This is a genomic window from Clostridium sp. D43t1_170807_H7, from assembly GCF_015555905.1.
In the GTDB taxonomy this organism is placed as follows: Bacteria; Bacillota; Clostridia; order Clostridiales; family Clostridiaceae; genus Clostridium.
The window spans coordinates 30,917-49,970 of record NZ_JADNLK010000020.1; the positions used below are offsets into that span (position 1 = coordinate 30,917).

At 26.6% G+C, this 19,054-nt stretch carries 17 protein-coding genes; 7 read left to right on the forward strand and 10 right to left on the reverse strand.

The annotated features are described in order from the left end of the window. Positions 1-72 precede the first annotated feature (72 nt). The 5 genes from mutS to I2E98_RS12285 all read left to right on the forward strand — a co-directional run bounded on the left by mutS (position 73) and on the right by I2E98_RS12285 (position 7,457). Positions 73-2,799: a DNA mismatch repair protein MutS gene (gene mutS / locus I2E98_RS12265; protein WP_195469184.1), complete on the forward strand. Its 2,727-nt coding sequence runs from the start codon at positions 73-75 to the stop codon at positions 2,797-2,799. 10 nt (positions 2,800-2,809) lie between these two features. After that, positions 2,810-4,825, forward strand: coding sequence for a DNA mismatch repair endonuclease MutL (gene mutL, locus I2E98_RS12270; protein WP_195469185.1), 2,016 nt, complete (start codon positions 2,810-2,812; stop codon positions 4,823-4,825). A 13-nt stretch (positions 4,826-4,838) separates the two neighbouring features. Further along, on the forward strand, positions 4,839-5,765 hold the full coding sequence (gene miaA, locus I2E98_RS12275; protein WP_195469186.1) for a tRNA (adenosine(37)-N6)-dimethylallyltransferase MiaA: 927 nt from the start codon (positions 4,839-4,841) through the stop codon (positions 5,763-5,765). A gap of 50 nt (positions 5,766-5,815) precedes the next feature. Next, the gene (hfq, locus tag I2E98_RS12280; protein ID WP_195469187.1) at positions 5,816-6,052 is read left to right on the forward strand and encodes an RNA chaperone Hfq; all 237 of its coding nucleotides are present in this window, start codon (positions 5,816-5,818) and stop codon (positions 6,050-6,052) included. Between the two features lie 127 nt (positions 6,053-6,179). Continuing rightward, positions 6,180-7,457: a methionine gamma-lyase family protein gene (locus tag I2E98_RS12285; protein WP_195469188.1), complete on the forward strand. Its 1,278-nt coding sequence runs from the start codon at positions 6,180-6,182 to the stop codon at positions 7,455-7,457. A gap of 52 nt (positions 7,458-7,509) precedes the next feature. Here the strand turns inward: I2E98_RS12285 and I2E98_RS12290 are convergent, their stop codons facing one another. Continuing rightward, the gene (locus tag I2E98_RS12290) at positions 7,510-8,469 is read right to left on the reverse strand and encodes a DUF3267 domain-containing protein (RefSeq protein WP_195469189.1); all 960 of its coding nucleotides are present in this window, start codon (positions 8,467-8,469) and stop codon (positions 7,510-7,512) included. Between the two features lie 66 nt (positions 8,470-8,535). After that, positions 8,536-9,144 (reverse strand): transcriptional repressor LexA, encoded by a 609-nt coding sequence (gene lexA, locus I2E98_RS12295; RefSeq protein WP_243251115.1) that lies wholly within the window; start codon positions 9,142-9,144, stop codon positions 8,536-8,538. Between the two features lie 156 nt (positions 9,145-9,300). Here lexA and I2E98_RS12300 point away from each other — a divergent pair, with 156 nt between their 5' ends. Then, the gene (locus I2E98_RS12300; RefSeq protein ID WP_195469191.1) at positions 9,301-9,699 is read left to right on the forward strand and encodes a hypothetical protein; all 399 of its coding nucleotides are present in this window, start codon (positions 9,301-9,303) and stop codon (positions 9,697-9,699) included. Between the two features lie 118 nt (positions 9,700-9,817). On the opposite strand, the gene I2E98_RS12305 is transcribed toward I2E98_RS12300, so the two are convergent. The 6 genes from I2E98_RS12305 to purB all read right to left on the reverse strand — a co-directional run bounded on the left by I2E98_RS12305 (position 9,818) and on the right by purB (position 17,768). After that, a complete protein-coding gene (locus tag I2E98_RS12305) occupies positions 9,818-10,765 on the reverse strand; it encodes a tyrosine recombinase XerC (RefSeq protein WP_243251117.1) in 948 nt (315 codons plus the stop codon). 566 nt (positions 10,766-11,331) lie between these two features. Continuing rightward, positions 11,332-11,520 (reverse strand): hypothetical protein, encoded by a 189-nt coding sequence (locus I2E98_RS12310; RefSeq protein WP_195469193.1) that lies wholly within the window; start codon positions 11,518-11,520, stop codon positions 11,332-11,334. Positions 11,521-11,631: 111 nt separating this feature from the next. Next, complete coding sequence (locus I2E98_RS12315; protein WP_195469194.1) at positions 11,632-12,243, reverse strand: acetate uptake transporter; 612 nt, start codon at positions 12,241-12,243, stop codon at positions 11,632-11,634. A 77-nt stretch (positions 12,244-12,320) separates the two neighbouring features. After that, positions 12,321-14,246, reverse strand: coding sequence for an ABC-F family ATP-binding cassette domain-containing protein (locus I2E98_RS12320; protein WP_195469195.1), 1,926 nt, complete (start codon positions 14,244-14,246; stop codon positions 12,321-12,323). 117 nt (positions 14,247-14,363) lie between these two features. After that, positions 14,364-16,202 (reverse strand): hypothetical protein, encoded by a 1,839-nt coding sequence (locus I2E98_RS12325; protein ID WP_195469196.1) that lies wholly within the window; start codon positions 16,200-16,202, stop codon positions 14,364-14,366. 135 nt (positions 16,203-16,337) lie between these two features. Beyond that, positions 16,338-17,768, reverse strand: a complete 1,431-nt coding sequence (gene purB, locus I2E98_RS12330; RefSeq protein WP_195469197.1) for an adenylosuccinate lyase — start codon at positions 17,766-17,768, stop codon at positions 16,338-16,340. 138 nt (positions 17,769-17,906) lie between these two features. On the opposite strand from purB, the gene I2E98_RS12335 reads away from it, so the two are divergent. Continuing rightward, the gene (locus tag I2E98_RS12335; protein WP_195469198.1) at positions 17,907-18,131 is read left to right on the forward strand and encodes a DUF378 domain-containing protein; all 225 of its coding nucleotides are present in this window, start codon (positions 17,907-17,909) and stop codon (positions 18,129-18,131) included. Positions 18,132-18,187: 56 nt separating this feature from the next. Here I2E98_RS12335 and I2E98_RS12340 read toward each other — a convergent pair whose 3' ends face one another. Beyond that, on the reverse strand, positions 18,188-18,448 hold the full coding sequence (locus I2E98_RS12340) for an HPr family phosphocarrier protein (RefSeq protein ID WP_195469199.1): 261 nt from the start codon (positions 18,446-18,448) through the stop codon (positions 18,188-18,190). A gap of 139 nt (positions 18,449-18,587) precedes the next feature. Beyond that, positions 18,588-18,848 carry a stage V sporulation protein S gene (locus tag I2E98_RS12345; protein ID WP_195469200.1) on the reverse strand — a complete coding sequence of 87 codons (261 nt, stop codon included), beginning with the start codon at positions 18,846-18,848 and terminating at the stop codon, positions 18,588-18,590. Positions 18,849-19,054: the final 206 nt, after the last annotated feature.

A 19,054-nucleotide genomic window follows, 5' to 3' on the forward strand; every position in this document is an offset into this window, starting at 1 on the left:
AATGTTGTATAATTGTTGATAAACGGCTAAGATATTGAATTTAGCATACAAACTATAACAGAGGTGATTAACATGGGTTTAACTCCAATGATGAGACAATATATGGAGATAAAGAATAAGTATCAAGACTGTATTCTTTTCTATAGATTAGGTGACTTTTATGAAATGTTCTTTGAAGATGCAAAAATAGCATCTAAAGAGCTTGAACTAGTTTTAACTGGTAGAGAGTGTGGACTAGAAGAAAGGGCCCCTATGTGTGGTATTCCTTTTCATGCAGCTTCAAACTATATTTCTAGATTAATTGCTAAAGGATATAAAGTTGGAATATGTGAACAAGTAGAAGATCCAGCTCAAGCTAAAGGAATTGTTAAAAGAGATGTAATAAAAGTTATTACACCAGGAACATTCTCTGAGGCAAATGGAGAAGAAGAATATAAAAATACATATATAATGGCTATATATAATCAAGATGGCTATTACGGAGTCGCATCATCAGATATTTCTACTGGTGAATTCAAAACTACTTTCTTTAAAGAGCTAAAAACAACTCTTTTAGATGAAGTATCTAAGATTTCACCTAAAGAAGTGATTGTAGATATAAACTTTGATGAAGACTTAATAAATGAGATTCATAATATAAGTAATGCATTAATAACAAAGAAAGATATACTTCATTTTAATTGTACTGACGATGAGCTTATAAATCAATTTAGTGAAGTAGAAATTGCTGGATTAGATTTAAGAAGTAAAATAGCCTCTTCTATCTTATTAAAATATATATTAGATACTCAAAAAATGAGCCTTTCTAATATCAATATTCTTGAAACATACAGTATAGTTAATTATATGACTATAGATAGTAGTTCTAGAAGAAACTTAGAATTAACAGAAAATCTTAAGGAAAAATCAAAAAAAGGTAGTTTAATTTGGGTTTTAGATAAAACATCTACAACAATGGGTGGAAGAGCATTAAGAAAATGGATAGAGGAACCATTAATTAATATAGATGAAATTAATAATAGACTAAATTCTGTAGATGAATTATTTAATAATATTTATTTTACAGAAGAACTACGTGAAGCTTTAAGAGATATCTATGATATTGAAAGAATAGTAGGTAAGATTTCTAATAAAAATGTAAATGCAAAAGATTTAATATCTTTAAATATATCACTAAAAAAATTACCTGAAATAAAAGAAAGACTATCTGTGTGTAAAGCAGATCTATTAAATAAATGGTATAAAAACTTAGATGTATTAGAAGATATAAGTACATTGCTTTCAAAGGCCTTATTGGAGGATCCTGCAACATCTATTAAAGAAGGTAATATAATAAGGGCTGGTTATTCTGAGAAAGTAGATGAGTTAAGAGAGGCAAAATTAAACGGTAAACAATGGATAGCTTCACTAGAAAGTAAAGAAAGAGAGTTTACTGGAATTAAGTCATTAAAGATAGGCTACAATAAAGTTTTTGGATATTATATAGAAATTTCTAAAGCTAACTATAACCTAATACCTGAAGGAAGATATATAAGAAAACAAACTTTAGCAAATGCTGAGCGTTATATTACAGAAGAACTTAAAGTAGTTGAGGAAAAGATCCTTGGTGCTGACGAACATCTAATGGCTCTTGAATATGAACTATTTGTAGAATTAAGAGATAAAGTAGAAGCTCAAATTCCTAGATTAAAGAATAGCGCTAATATAATATCATCTTTAGATGCTCTTACTACTTTAGCTAAAGTTGCTGTTGACAATGATTATATTAGACCTAATATAAATAATGAAGGAATAATCGAGATAGAGGATGGTAGACATCCAGTAGTAGAAAAGGTAATAGGTAACGGTGAATTTGTCTCTAATAATACATGTATTAACAAACATGATAATAGATTACTTTTAATAACTGGACCTAATATGGCTGGTAAATCAACTTATATGAGACAGGTTGCATTAATTACTCTTATGGCTCAAATAGGCTCATTTGTACCTGCTAAAAAAGCTAATATATCTGTTTGCGATAAAATATTTACAAGAATTGGTGCATCAGATGATTTAGCTGGTGGTAAATCAACATTCATGGTAGAAATGTGGGAAGTATCAAATATATTAAAAAATGCTACCCCTAATAGTTTAGTATTATTAGATGAAGTAGGAAGAGGAACATCAACTTATGATGGATTAAGTATTGCATGGTCTGTTATAGAGTATATCTCTAAAAATAATAACTTAAAGTGCAAAACACTATTTGCTACTCACTATCATGAACTAACTAAACTAGAAGGAATAATTGATGGTGTTAAAAACTATTCAGTTGCTGTTAAAGAAACTGATGGGCAAGTTATCTTTTTAAGAAAGATAGTTGAGGGTGGAGCAGATCAATCTTATGGTATTGAAGTTGCTAAACTTGCTGGATTACCTTTAGAAGTAATAGATAGAGCAAAACATATATTAGCTAAATTAGAAAATGAAAAATCAATAGAAATAGATAAACTATTTAATAATTATAAAGAAAACCCAATAAAATCTGAAAATATTAATGAAAAGGAAGTAGCTATAGAAAAAGAAGAAATTATTATAGAAACTCCTATAGAAGAAAAGCCTAAAGAAGAAATTAAAAAAGTTAATGAAACTACTATAGCTAAAGAAAGAGATGAAGTATTACAAATAGACTTCACTATGCTTGAAAAAGAATCTTTATTATCAGAAATTGCAAATATAGAGGTTATGACTATGACACCTTTAGATGCAATGAATACTTTATTTAAAATAGTTCAGGATGCTAAAAAATTAAAGTAGGAGGTGCTCTATGAAAAGAATTAATCTATTAGATGAACATACTTCTAATAAGATAGCTGCAGGGGAAGTTGTAGAGCGTCCTGCCTCTGTAGTTAAAGAGCTTGTAGAAAACTCTATAGATGCTGACTCTAAGAATATAACTATTGAGATAGAAGAGGGTGGAATAGCACTTATAAGAGTTATTGATGATGGATCAGGAGTTCATAATTTAGATATAGAAAAGGCCTTCTTACCACATGCTACATCTAAAATCAAAACTGTTGAAGATATATATTCTATAAATACTTTAGGTTTTAGAGGAGAAGCTTTACCATCTATAGCATCTGTATCTAAGCTAACCTTTAGAAGTAAACCTTCTGAATGTGACTTTGGTAAGGAAATAATTTTAGAAGCTGGAGAAAAATTATCATTAACTGATATAGGGATGAATAACGGCTCTGTAATGGAAGTTAAAGATTTATTTTTTAATGTTCCTGCTAGAAGAAAGTTTTTAAAATCTACTTCAAGAGAAGGTAGTTTGATAAATGATATTATTTTAAGAATAGCTTTATCTAACCCTGATATATCTTTTAAACTATTTAACAATGGTAAAAAGACATTGCATACATACGGAGATGGTAACTTAAACAATGTTATACGAACTATTTACGGGAAAAATATATCTGAGCATGTATTACCTTTTGACTACGAAGATGAAACTCTAAAAGTTCATGGTTATATAGGCAAAGAAATAATCGCTAGAGGTTCTAGAAACAACGAAAGTATATTTGTTAATAATAGATATATAAAAAATAAAACAATCGTAGCAGCGGTAGAAAATGCATTTAAATCATTCTCAACTGTCAACAAATTCCCTTTCTTTGTACTTTTTATAGATTTATCACCAGACTCTATAGATGTTAATATACATCCTACAAAAGCTGAAATAAAGTTTAAAGATGAAAGAGTTATTTATAAAAGAGTATTTGATGCAGTTCATACTGCTTTAAAAGAAGATATATTTAATTCATTTGCGGTAGAAGATAAATTTGTAAATGAAGAAGTTATTGAAGAACTTAAATTAGATTTAGATACAGCATCTAAAAGTAACCATATAGATGAACCAATTGTTTCTAATAAAGTTGAACCTTCTATAAAGGATATATATAATAACGTTACTATACATGATGTTGCTAAAGAAGAGGATTTATATAATAAATTAAAGGAATTAAATAAAAATAAAACTATTAATTCGTATAATGATAATCTAAATAATAATTCTAAATCATTAAATAATACAACTATAAATGAAAATACTAATAATAATGATTATTATACTACAAATAATTTTACCTCTTCAAAAACTAATTTATCTGAAGTGGAAAAAGTTAATAATTTAAATTTGTCTACAGCCTCTGTAGAAATAAATAAAGAAGTAGTAACGGAAAAAGAGGTAAATAAGGCCAAATTTCCGGATCTACGAGTTATTGGTCAGTTTAATAAAACTTATATATTAGCTGAATATTTAGATACGCTTTATATAATAGATCAACATGCTGCTCATGAAAAAATATTGTATGAAAAGTATGTAAAAGATATAGAAAGTAAAGAAATTGTAGTGCAGCAATTACTAATTCCTTGCATAATAGATTTATCTTTAGATGACTATGAATGTTATAAGGAAAACATGGAGATATTTACTAATTCAGGATTTGTTATAGAAGAGTTTGGCGGTAATACAATTGCATTAAAAGAAGTTCCTTATTTTTTAGGAAAACTAGATGCCAAAAATTTCTTATTAAGTATAATTGATAATTTAAAAAATTTGGGTAGTGGTAAAACAGTAGAAGTTAAGTTAAATAAAATTGCTACTATGGCATGTAAGGCTGCAGTTAAGGCAAATGATTATTTAACACAAATAGAAATGGAGAAACTTATTTCTGATTTAAGATATATAGATAATCCCTTTAACTGTCCACATGGAAGGCCTATAATAATTAAATTTACAGAATATGAATTAGATAAAAAGTTTAGAAGGATAGTATAGAAAGGTTTATAATATGAAAAATAAAATATTAGTTTTAGCTGGTCCAACAGCAGTAGGAAAAACAGCTTTATCTATAGAGTTAGCTAAGAAATTAAATGGAGAAATAGTATCAACAGATTCTATGCAAATATATAAGTACATGGATATCGGTTCAGCAAAAATAACCCCTTCTGAAATGGATGGTATAAAACATCATATGCTAGATGTAACAACTCCAGATAAACCATTTTCAGTTGTAGATTTTAAAACTTTAGCAGAACCAATAATTTCTGATTTACTAACAGAAAATAAACTTCCTATTTTAACTGGAGGTACAGGACTTTATATAAATGCATTAACTTGTAATATGAACTTCACTGATGCGCCAAGTGATGAAGCATATAGAAAAGAATTAGAAGAACTTGCGATAGCTAATGGTGATAGTTATATTCACGAAATGTTAAAAGAAATTGATCCTATAAGCTATAAGTCCATTCATCCTAATAACAGGAAGAGGGTAATAAGAGCATTAGAAGTATATAAAGTAACTAATAAACCTTTTAGTTCATTTAATGCTGGTGAAGACTTCTATAAAAGCAAATACGACATTCATTATTTTGTATTAGATATGAATAGAGAAAGGCTTTATGAAAGAATAAATAGAAGAGTAGATATAATGTTTGAAAATGGACTTCTAGAAGAATGTATTAAATTAAAGGAAAATGGGTATAATTCATCTATGCAGGCAATGCAAGGAATAGGATATAAAGAGGTGCTTTTATACCTTGAAAATTCCATAACCTTAGAAGAGGCTATAGGAATGATTAAACAAGGTTCTAGAAACTATGCTAAACGTCAATTAACTTGGTTTAGAAAGGATCCAAGAGCTAAATTCTTAAATAAAGATCTATTATCTGATGATGAAATACTTCAAATAATAATAGATGATTTAAACAATTAATAAGTTTATAATTATATAAAAATAAATGCTTAGCCATGGAGGTGGTTATTATGAATAAACAAAGTAATAATATTCAAGATATTTTCTTAAATAACGCAAGAAAAAGTAAAACTTTAGTGTCTATTTATTTAGTTAACGGTTTTCAACTAAGAGGATTCGTTAAAGGATTCGATAACTTTACTGTTATTTTAGATTGCGAAGGAAAGCAAATGCTAGTATATAAGCATTCAATTACAACAATAACCCCATCAAAACCTCTACCTTTTTTAGATAATGAAAACTTATAGGAACTGCTTATAGCAGTTCTTTTCTATAATTATATTAATTTTATAACTTTTAAATATAAAAAAACTTTATATTTAACATATTATTATATATAATTATTATGAAATAATATATAATGGAGGAACTTTAATGTTAAGAGAAACAGAAAAGTTAATGATGGAATCTTACAACATAAAGCCACATGTATTTGAATTATATAAAAAGGCTTTAAGTGATGTAGAAGAACAATTTAAAATTTATGATGAAATAAGAGAGTATAATCAACTAAAGGTACTTAATGCATTCCAAGAAGAAAGAATAAGTGATATGCATTTTACAAATTCATCAGGATATGGATATGATGACATTGGTAGAGATACTTTAGATAAAGTATATGCAAGAATATTTAATACTGAAAGTGCTTTAGTTAGACCACACTTTGTAAATGGTACTCATGCTATTGGTTGTGCATTAATGGGTAATTTAAAAACAGGAGATACCATGGTATGTATTACTGGCGCTCCTTATGATACTTTACATAACATAATTGGCATAAGTGGAAAAGAAAATATAGGTTCATTAAAAGAGTATGGAGTTAACTACAAACAAGTAGATTTAAAGGATGGTACTTTCGATACTGAAAAGATTATAGAAGTCCTTAAAGAAGATTCTACAATTAAATTAGTACATATACAAAGAAGTACAGGATATGGATGGAGAAAATCATTCTTAGTTTCTGAAATAGGAGAAATAATTTCAAAAATAAAGGAAATCAGAAGTGATGTTTGCGTTTTTGTAGATAACTGTTATGGAGAATTAATAGACAAAATTGAACCTACAGATGTTGGGGCAGATTTAGTTGCTGGATCACTTATAAAAAATCTAGGTGGTGGAATAGCACCAACAGGTGGATATGTGGCTGGTAAAGCAAAATACGTAGAACAAGCAGCTTATAGATTAACAACTCCTGGAATAGGAGGGGAGTGTGGTTCTACATTTGGCATTATGAGACAACTTTATCAAGGGTTATTCTTAGCACCTCATATAGTTATGGAAGCTCTTAAAGGAGCTGTATTCTGTTCTAGAATAATGGAAATTGCAGGATTTGAAGTTTTACCTAAGTATAACGATAAGAGAAGTGATATTATTCAAGCTATTAAATTTAACGATAGAGAGAACTTAATAAAATTCTGTAAGGGTATTCAAAAAGGATCTCCAATCGATTCTTATGTTGAATGTGAACCATGGGCAATGCCTGGATATAATGATGAAGTTATAATGGCAGCTGGTGCATTTATTCAAGGTTCATCTATTGAATTATCTGCAGATGCGCCTATAAGAGAACCTTATATAGCATATCTACAAGGTGGATTAACATTTGACCATGCTAAAATAGGTATATTAATTTCACTAAATAACATAATTTAATCATTAAAAGAGGCTATATTTAATTATATAGTCTCTTTTTTTAAATATAATTTTATCCATGTATAATATCGTTAATATCAGTGATATGATCATTAAACTCTAATTCTACTTCATTGACATTGGAATCAACATCAATTTTTTCAATTTTATCTATATTTGTATCTTTTATTTCTTCATTAATCTCTATATTGATATCTTCTATTTTTTTATTACTATCAATATTAAGCTCTTCTGTCTCATTTTTATATAAAACTTCTAATTCATTATTATTAATATCGCTACTCAATTCTTCTTTATCTTCTTTATTATCAAAATCACTTTCTACAGTACTTTCTGCAAAGGTTTCTTCAATAACTTCAATATTATCACTTTTTATATAATTACTTTCTAATAAATCTTCACTCTCAATCAAATAATCATAATTATTAGGTATAATAAACAACTTCTTATATCCACCTTCATTAGGTTTGACAAAAAATTGTAAAACTATATTAAGTAAGTCATCTGAAGATAGTATAGCATTAGAAAAAGAAAGAGAGTATAAGTATAAATCGAATTCTCCTAAACATTCAATTGCTATTAATGGTAAAACAGAAAATAATATAAATGGCATAATTAAATTAAAGCATAATAGAGCAGGGTGTATTTCTTCATTTAATTCACTAGTAACAATTCGTTTCTTGTTAAAAAACACTAAACTATTATTGGTATTTTTAAAAGGTTTCCTATAAAACAAAGCATGAATAAATTCATGTGGAATTTGAATTAAATAGAAACTAACAATATAAAAGATTATAAAATTTACAATCGTTATTTCAATATCCTGAACCGTTGTAGAATAGCTAGCTAGTATATATCCAAACCCATAGCCATATAAAAGAATGAATAGTATTCTTATAAAAATTCGTCTATTTAGATACTTATCTCTATTATAATCTTCTATAGGGCATATTATATTTTCACTATCATAATCTCCAGTTTTCTTAATAAACCTACCTAAAGCTATTCTCATTATTAATCACACACCTTCACATTTAAAATAAAAAGAGTCATACAATATTGTATGACTCCTTAAGTATTAATATGTCCTAAATAGCCCAACTAATTTGCCTAAAATTATACAATCATCAACTATAATAGCATCCATATTATCATTTTCCGGTTGTAATCTAATATGATTTTTTTCTTTATAAAATCTTTTTATAGTAGCTTCATTTTCTATTAATGCAACAACTATCTCACCGTTATTTGCTGTTTTACATTCTTCTATTATAGCTAAATCTCCATCGAATATACCTGCATTAATCATGCTATCTCCACTTATATTAAGCATAAATAACTCTTTATTATGACTAACATAATCAAGTGGAATAGGGAATATATCCTCTACATTTTCATTTGCTAATATTGGTAAACCAGCAGTTACCTTTCCTATTATAGGAATATTAACCATCTCTCTTTTCACTGAATTATCTATTATTTCTAACGCTCTTGGTTTAGTAGGATCTCTTTTTATTAACCCCTTACTTTCTAAACGTTTAAGATGACCATGAACTGATGATGTAGATTTTAATCCTACAGCTTCGCAAATTTCTCTTACTGAAGGAGGGTATCCTTTGTTATCGGTGTAAGTTTTTAAGAATTCATATATTTCATTTTGTTTTTCGCTTACTTCACGCATTTTCAACACCTCACTTATTTAAATCTATTATAACATATACCAATTACAATATCAAACTTATGTTCTTTATAATAATAAATAATATTTAAACATTATTTATTATTGAAATATAATAAAATAACTGATAGAATGATAAGGTTAATAGAACTAGGTGGTGATTTTATGACTTATAAATATACTGAAGATGATTATTGTGATTTATTTTCTAAAAAAATCTGTGATAATTGTGGAAAATGCTTAGAAGAAGATGGTATTGACATTAGAGCCATTAATATTGATGATATAGCTAAAACCGTTGAAGAAAATGCATTTATTGAAGAGGAGCTAAAGAACGCTTTAGATGCATTAAAAGAAGAAGAAAAAGACTGTGAAAATGATTCTGAAGAGGAACTTACATTAGAAAATTACAATGACATTTTAAATAACTTAGATAATAATGAAGATTATGTTGATGCTTTTGATAATATTGTTTACTTCGATGAACTTGGAGTAGATAACGATACAGAATTAGAAGAATTAACTGAAGAAATTTATCCAGGTATAAGAAAAATGAAAAAATAGAAAATATTAAAATTAAAAGAAACTCTTATTGTTTTTGAGTTTCTTTTAATTTATAAAGCGTTTTTTTATCTATTTAATACAAAAATGGATTTTTCATGAGCACAGAACATATGTTCTGTTATCTATTTTTTATATTCGCAAGAGGATTTGAATTAGCTGCTTCTCTTAAAATTTCTTCATCTACATGAGTATAAATTTGTGTTGTAGATATATTTTCATGACCTAATATGCTTTGTAAACTTCTAATATCAACATTACCATGCTTATACATTAAAGTAGCTGCAGTATGCCTAAGTTTATGCGGAGTATACTTAGCATTTGTTAATCCCGCATTCTTAACATGTTTTTTCACCAACAACTCTACAGTCCTTTTATTTATTGGAGTATTTCTAGATGATAAAAATAAATATTTTTTATTTTCATCTGTAGCTTTGGAATCATTTCTTTTAGAAAGATAATTATTTATAGCTGATATACATGCATCATTCAAATAAACAGTACGCTCTTTGTTACCTTTTCCTATTATAATTAGGGTATCTCCCTTTATCTTATCTATTTTTATTGAACACAATTCTGATAAACGCATTCCGCAATTAAGAAATAAAGTTAATATACAATAATCTCTTAAATAATTACAATTATTAGTATCTAAAGAAGAGAGTAGTGAAACACTTTCATCCAATGTAAGATATATTGGATGCCTTTTATTTATTTTAGGAGATTCCAATTCTGTTGCTGGATTAGAATTTATTATCTTAGCTTTCCCTTGTAGATAATTAAAAAAAGATTTAAAGGTAGCTACTTTTCTAGCTCTAGCATAAGCTCCATTACCCCTTTGCTTTTCTACAAAAGATAAAAAGGCATAAAGATCTGTTAAAACAATGCTTCTTACAAAATCTTCTCCTAAATCATTTATAGGTATATCTTCAAATTCTATATCGTCTGGTATGTAATAGCCTTTATATACCTTTAAATATTTGAATAATAAACATAAATCTATTTTATAAGCTTCAATAGTATTTTGCGACTTACCTTTAATAGTTTCTAAATAATTTAAAAAATCCATAATAACCTTAGGAAGTTTATTTACTTCTTGAACCTCAATACCAAATCTATTCTTTATATTATTAATATACTTTTCATCATCTTTTATAATTGAATTTATATCAATTTTACTTTTGATCCTTTTTGCATCTGAGCCTTGTATTTCAGTCATTTAAATCCTCCTTATATGCAATTTAGCATTAATTTCATTATATCATAGGAATTTTATGCTAACAATAATATTTATTTCGCTAAATGGTTATTTAGCGAAATTATTTTTAGAGTTTTTTCTACGTTTTTTTAATTTTTTAGAGTTATTTTTCTTGTATTAGCTATTTATTTTTTAAACATTCATGTTCCCTCTAGATTTATCATAAAATATCCTTAAAATATTTATTATTTATTTTTTTATACCTAATCACTTTAATTTTTTATCAATTCTCAACTTCGATTCTATCATTTTTAAAATTTCAACTTTTTCTTCATATTATATAATTTATATTTTATAAAAATATAAATTTAAAATTTTATTCAAATCTAAAACCATTCTTATGAACAAAAAAAATAAAACGCATATAAAAATACGTCTTATTTTTCAACTTCTACAATTTTAATAACTAAATCAGATTTTAATAATTCTGATTTAGAAAATCCTTTTCTAAAATATCGTATTTGTTTATACATTTCTCCATTCATTTCAAAATCAAGAACATCAATACGATCTCCTCTATATATTATTGGTTCCTTTTGTCCTTTAATAGTAATCTTAATTTTCATATCTTACTCCTTTGTGTAATTATACCTTTAGTATACATCATCAAATTAAATTTATAAAGTAAAAAAAGGAAAAGTTTATACAAACTTTTCCTCAATTCTATAAATATATTTTTACTTCTTGAAAATTCCGAAAGGCTTTCCAACTGGTAAAAATACTCTTCCAAAATGTTTATTTAATACAGCAGCTGCTGAACCATAGAATGACATTATTGCAATTAATAATTCAGACCATGCAGCTAATCCGTGTGAAATTTCTGGCATAATACCAAATGAATTTAATGATAATCCTATGAATAAGAAATCAATTAAAACAAATATTGTAAATAATACTTTATGAGTTTCCATAGCACCTATTGTCATAAATGCAGTAAATATTAAATAACCTAAGAAAGCAAATCCTAATTGCTTAGTATCTGTAGCTTGAGCTAATTTTTCTCCAAATACTCCATTTTGGATTAACCAAGTGAATCCCATTGAATACCAGAAGAATGCATAAGCACCAAATGCTGTTGCTCCAAAAGTATTATCATGTTTAAAATCATTTATACATGCAAATAATTGAGCTGTTGCACCTAAGAATATAGCCCATGGTAATACTAAAGATACTCCTGATGTTAATCCTAATTTTTGAGATGAAGCAACTAACGTTATTATAGCTAGTCCAAATAATCCTAATGCTGACGGATCAGCAGTAACAATTTTTACCTTTTGTGTGTTTTCCATTTTTTCCTCCTAAGTAATGTTTATCGTTTATTATGACCTAATCAAGATTATCAGAAACTCAATATCTTGTCAATATTTTATGACTTATTGTTATTATATTCCTCTATCTTTCTAGCTATATCCTCTAAGTATTCTTGACGTTCATACTTTTCCAACAATTCTTCTTCCAGCTTTGTTTTCTCTTGATCTAATTTATTTAACAAACCATAACTACTAGAGTTCTTATTCATTTCCTCTTCTATCTCGGCTATTTTCATCTCTATAGTTTCAATATCATTATAAATATTTTCAAACTCCTTTTGTTCTTTAAAAGTAAATTTAGGTCTTTCATCCTTATTCTTTACATATTCCTTTTTCTTAGTGTTCTCTCCTTTAGAAATTTGTTCCTCTTTTTCTCTCAAAAACTTAATTTCTTTATTTATTAAATAGTCACTATAATTCCCGTTATAGATATTAATTAAGCCTTTATTTTCAAAAGAAAAAATCTTATTACAAATTCTATCTAAAAAATACCTATCATGAGAAACAACTATTACAACTCCTACAAATTCATCAATAAAATCTTCTAATATCTTTAACGTTTCTATATCAAGATCATTTGTAGGCTCATCTAATATAAGAACATTTGGAGCTTCCATTAACACTCTTAACAAATGTAATCTTCTTCTCTCTCCACCTGATAGCTTTTTAATCATTGTATACTGCATAGTTCCATCAAACAAGAATCTTTCTGCTAATTGAGATGCACTTATTTTACTTCCATCTTCAGTAGGAATCCATTCCCCACCTTCTTTTATATAATCTATAGCCTTCATTGATAAATCCATATGAGAATCATCTTGTGTAAAAGTAGCTATTTTTACAGTCTCTCCTACTTCTATATCACCATTGTCTGGCATAATGGAACCTTTTATTATATTTAATAATGTTGTCTTACCAACTCCATTATCTCCTATTATTCCAATTCTATCTTCCTTTAAAATAGTATAACTAAATTTGTTTATAAGATTCTTTTCACCATAACTTTTGCTTATATCATGTAACTCAATAATTTTTTTACCTAATCTAGTTCCTATAAATGACATTTCAAGACTTGGTTTTGGTGCTATGTACTCTTGATTAACTAAATCATCAAATCTTTGAAGTCTAGCTTTTTGCTTTGTTGTTCTAGCCTTAGCTCCTCTTCTTACCCATTGCAATTCTTTTATAATTAACTTTTGTCTTTTTTCTTCAGATGCAGCTTCTATTTCTAATCTTTCAGCTTTCTTCTCTAAAAAATCACTATAATTACCTGCATATTGATATATGTTTCCTCTATCTAATTCTAATATCTTATTAGATACTCTATCTAAGAAATATCTATCATGTGTAATCATTAATAAAGCCCCTTTACGGCTATTTAAATATTCTTCTAACCATTCTATAGAATCAGAATCTAAATGATTTGTAGGCTCATCTAGAACTAATAGTTCACAAGGTTTAATTAAAGCTGAAGCTAAAAATACTCTTTTCTTTTGTCCACCAGATAAAGAACCCATTTTCATTGCATAATCTGTTATTCCAAGTTTGTTTAATATTACCTTTACTTCACTTTCTAAATTCCATAAATTTAATGTATCTATTTTTTCTTGTATTTTTATTAACTTATTATTATCTTCTTCATTAAAGCCATTATTACTTATTTTTTCAAGTAATTCTTCATATTCCATTAGCAACTTCATCTCAGGCGTATCACCTTTAAATATCTGTTGAAGTACCGTTGCATCAGCATCAAATTCAGAATTTTGCTCTAGATATTCTACTCTCACACCTTTTCCCTTAGTTATAACTCCATCAAAGAACTCATCCCTACCAGTAACAATCTTTAATAAAGTAGACTTTCCACTACCATTAAGACCAATAATTCCAATTTTATCTCCTTCATTAATACCAAAAGATACATTATTTAATAATATTTTTTCGCTATAAGTTTTACTAATATTTTCAACATTTAATAAATTCATTTCTTTCTCCTTTGATTATTCATTTCATTCACTAATTTTATCATATTTTAATAATACAGTTCAAATTTAATACAAAATTAATGGCATCCTTTATAGATGCCATTTCAATAAATTTAATTATTCATTTAATAATTTGTGTATTTTCTGAACCTCTTCATTTTTATTCATCCACCAGTTTCTATACCATACAAAAATCACTTTACAACCTGAATTGATTAAATCTATTATTTTAATCAATTCTTTAAAATCAAAAAACTCTTTATTATTTATATATATAACTTTATTTTCTGCTTTTCCAAAATCAACATATATAATTGAAATATCATCTTCTTTTTGAAAAATAGTATATCCTAAATTATTAAGCATTTTAAATATACTTCGATCTAAATTTTCATTACAAACTTCATTACACTTTATCTCTTTATTATCTGATATCTCCATTAAATCCGATTGCTGAACAGTCAAACTAAAGAGTTCATCTATCTTTTCTTTATTTTCCATATATTGCTTTTCATCAAAAATTGCTATTGGAAATATCTTTAATAAAAACTCTATATTTTCTTCGGTATACCTTCCATTAATTAATTTATCAATATCTAGTGTATCCAAATTCATATTATTTTCTTTAGCAAATCTATTAGCTTCTTTATTACAATTTTCTCTTAAAGCTTTTAATAATATTTTATGATATGATTTCAATGCTCCATTTAATCTAGTTATTTTTTCATATACCTTATTATAAGAATTTATTGTATCTATCTTATCATTTTCTATAGCTTCTATTTGCTTATAGTGATAATAATTAGGTATAAATTCTAATATACTATTCAAATCATTCTTATTAGTTAATTTTTCATATATATAATTTAAAAGCTCCTTCGAAATTTCACTCAACATTTCAATATCGCTTTCCACTTCTAAGTAATCTTTATATATAGATAATGTTTCCTTAATATATTTTATATAATTATATAATTCATCTTCATTTGCAATTCTCTTATTTATTTCATCTAAAACTCCATCTTCATAAACCTCATTCACAAAAGAAAATGATTTTGAAAACATATTTAAATTCTCTATATTTTCAATATATTGATTATATATAGATTTTTCTTTTTCTTTATATTCCTCGTATAATTCTTTTTTCTTAATAGTCATTTCTTTATATTTTTTTATTCCAAAACATTTATACCATTTAAAGCTTTCTGCCTCATCAAGAATTTCTTTATTATGTTTATAATTTATATTCTTTGCTAACTCCTTAATTTTATCATTACTATAATTTTGATAATATACTTTTTCACTTTGAAAATCATTTGTATATTCATTAAAATAAATTGGTGGTATAAACGCAAAGTTGTTATTTAAAATTCCACCTAATTTGCTTATAACCTTATCAATATCAGTTTTATTAATATTATTCCTTATTATATGAAATTTTCTATTATTCTTAAATTTTTTATATTTAATAAAACTATTTACATATTTATTTTTTATTAAATAATCAACTTCTTTAATTATTTTTGAACTATCACCTTCTATAACTATTGGAGATTTACTCAATATAGAATAATACTCAAACTCCTTATCTTTGAATTCAATACTTTTATTGGTAATTGAATATAAATCATTTAAAGAGTAGTTTATTTGATTTCTATCAATAAATGCAGAAAATATTTTTATAATATTTTCTGCATTATTATTTATTTGTCTTCTTAAAACTGTCATTTTTTTAATCTCTAAATCTTTATCATTATCACCTTGTTTTAGCTCATTAATAATTTCATATAATCTTTTCTTATCAAACTCATTTATTATAAAATCATTAAAATACTTAATAATCTCATTAAGGTCTTCATCTCTCTTTATTATCGCAACATTCTTTTTATTTATTAAATTTTCAATAATATCATTAAAAGCTTTATTATTTAACATAAGTTTATAAATGCTATTCATAATAAATTTCCCCTTATACTGTTATTACTATAAGATATGATTTTCCTATTAATTACATTACTCTCATTGATAATTTAATATAAAAACTCGCTTCAAGCATAATACTATGCCTAAAGCGAGTTCTTCTAAGAATAATTAAACATTAATTTCACTTTTTATATCTAAAGCATCTTTATTTTCTTTTATAATAGGTTCAACATACTCTTCTATAAATTCAACAACTTGACTTGGAGCTCTTCCAACAAATTTTTGTGGATCTATAATAGCTAAGATTTCTTCTTTACTTAAATTAAATGATTCATCTGCTATAATTCTCTCGATTAAGTCATTGTTTAATCCTTCACCTTTAACTCTTTGAGATGCAGCCATAGAATGTACTCTTACTCTCTCATGTAATTCTTGTCTATCTCCGCCTTTTTTAACAGATTCCATCATTATATTTTCTGTAGCCATAAATGGTAACTCATTATTAACATGACTAGCAATTACCTTTTCATATACAACCATATTTTCAGCTATATTAATATATAAATTTAATACACCATCTAATGCTAGAAAGGCTTCTGCAACAGATATTCTCTTATTAGCAGAATCATCTAATGTTCTTTCAAACCACTGTGTAGATGCTGTTATTGCAGGATTTAATGCATTTACAATTACGGTTCTTGCTAAAGCACCAATTCTTTCACTTCTCATAGGGTTTCTCTTATAAGCCATTGCAGAAGATCCTATTTGATGTTTTTCAAATGGTTCCTCTATCTCCTTCATACTTTGCAATAATCTTAAATCATTACTAAATTTATAAGCGCTTTGAGCTACCTCAGATAATGTATTTAATACTATTGAATCAACTTTTCTTGGATATGTTTGACCAGTTACTCCATAACTTTTATCAAATCCCATTTTTTCAGCAACATATGTATCTAATGCCTTAACCTTACTTTCATCACCTTCGAATAAATTCATAAAGCTAGCTTGAGTACCAGTTGTTCCTTTTACCCCTCTTAATTTTAGTTTAGTTAATAAAAAGTCTATATTTTCTATATCTAAAACTAAATCTTGCATCCATAACGAAGCTCTCTTACCTACAGTTGTTAATTGAGCTGGTTGAAAATGTGTAAATCCTAAAGTAGGCATATCTTTATATTTCATTGCAAAATTAGAAAGGTGATATAATACAGTAACTATCTTCTTTTTAGTTAATAATAAAGCATCTCTCATTATTATTATATCAGTATTATCTCCAACATAGCAGCTAGTAGCCCCTAAATGTATTATTCCTTTCGCATTCGGGCATTGTAATCCATAAGCGTAAACATGACTCATAACATCATGTCTTACTTCTTTTTCCTTTTTTATTGCTTCTTCATAATTTATGTTATCTATATTAGATTTTAATTCATTTATTTGCTCATCTGTAATATTTAATCCTAATTCTTTTTCCCCTTCGGCTAAAGCAACCCAAAGCTTTCTCCAAGTTGAAAATTTCATATCATCAGAAAATATATAACTCATTTCCTTTGATGCATATCTTGAGTTTAATGGCGAATTGTATAGATTTGTCATTTAAATACCTCCGAATGTTATCTGTTATTAATATAATATAATTCGTATTATATCATATTTTTATTTATTTTGTTAGTTATATTTCAAAAAAAATTTTCATATTATTTTATATGAATAATACAATACGGAGGATTTATTATGTGTAAGTTAAACTTCTTTGATAAACTATCTGCTATACTTGTTTTATTAGGAGCAATTAACTGTGGTGGTATAGGCCTTTTTACTACTAATATTATAGCTTCTTTAGTAGGTAATAATGTTATTATATTTAGGATAATATATGTATTAATTCTAATAGGCGCTATAGACCTAATTTCTCTTCTATTTAGATGTAATATCTTTAAAACAACAAACAATAATTAACTTTACTACATAAAAAATAGCAAAATAAAAAAAGTGCATAAAGCACTTTTTTTATTTTAGTCTTCTAAAGTTTCGATTAATTTAGCAATTTCTTCAGCTGCTAAAGTTTCATCATCACCAGTAGCTGTTACTGTGATGTTAGCCCCTTTAGTAACTCCTAATGATAAAACACCGATTAAGCTTTTAACATTAGCTTTCTTTCCGTTAAATTCAATGCTTACATCTGATTTGAAAGATGAAGCTTTCTTAACTAATAAAGTCGCTGGTCTTGCGTGTAAACCAGTTCCATTGTTCACTATTACTTCTTTAGATACCATTAAACACACCTCTTTACGTATAATATATTATATATCTAACGATTACATTATATACTGTCTTTTAAAGAATTTCAATACCAAAATACTTTTTAATAAAAAAGTTAAGCATTTTTTATTCTCAAATATGTTTTTTATTTACTTATCTAGGTTGAACAATTAATTTTATTGCAGTTCTTTCCTCTCCATCAATTTCAATATCTGTAAAGGCAGGCACACATATTATATCCCTTCCACTTGGTGCTACAAAACCCCTTGCAATTGCTATAGCCTTTACCGCTTGATTTATTGCACCTGCACCTACAGCTTGTATTTCTACAATATTCTTTTCTTTAATTATTGCTGCTAGAGCACCTGCCACTGAATTTGGGTTAGATTTTGTTGATACTTTTAATACTTCCATTTGTATTTCTACCTCCTAATTTAAAATCGTTTACATGTAATAACGTATAGTTACTTATATGATAATATATTCTACAAAATACTTAAATTTCCTTCTTTTATTTAAAATATAAAAAAAATTTTTATAAATAATAAATATCCACCAGCTAAGCTGGTGGTTTTTCATGAGCCCTATAAGGGCAAATTACTAGCTTGCGTCTTAAGACG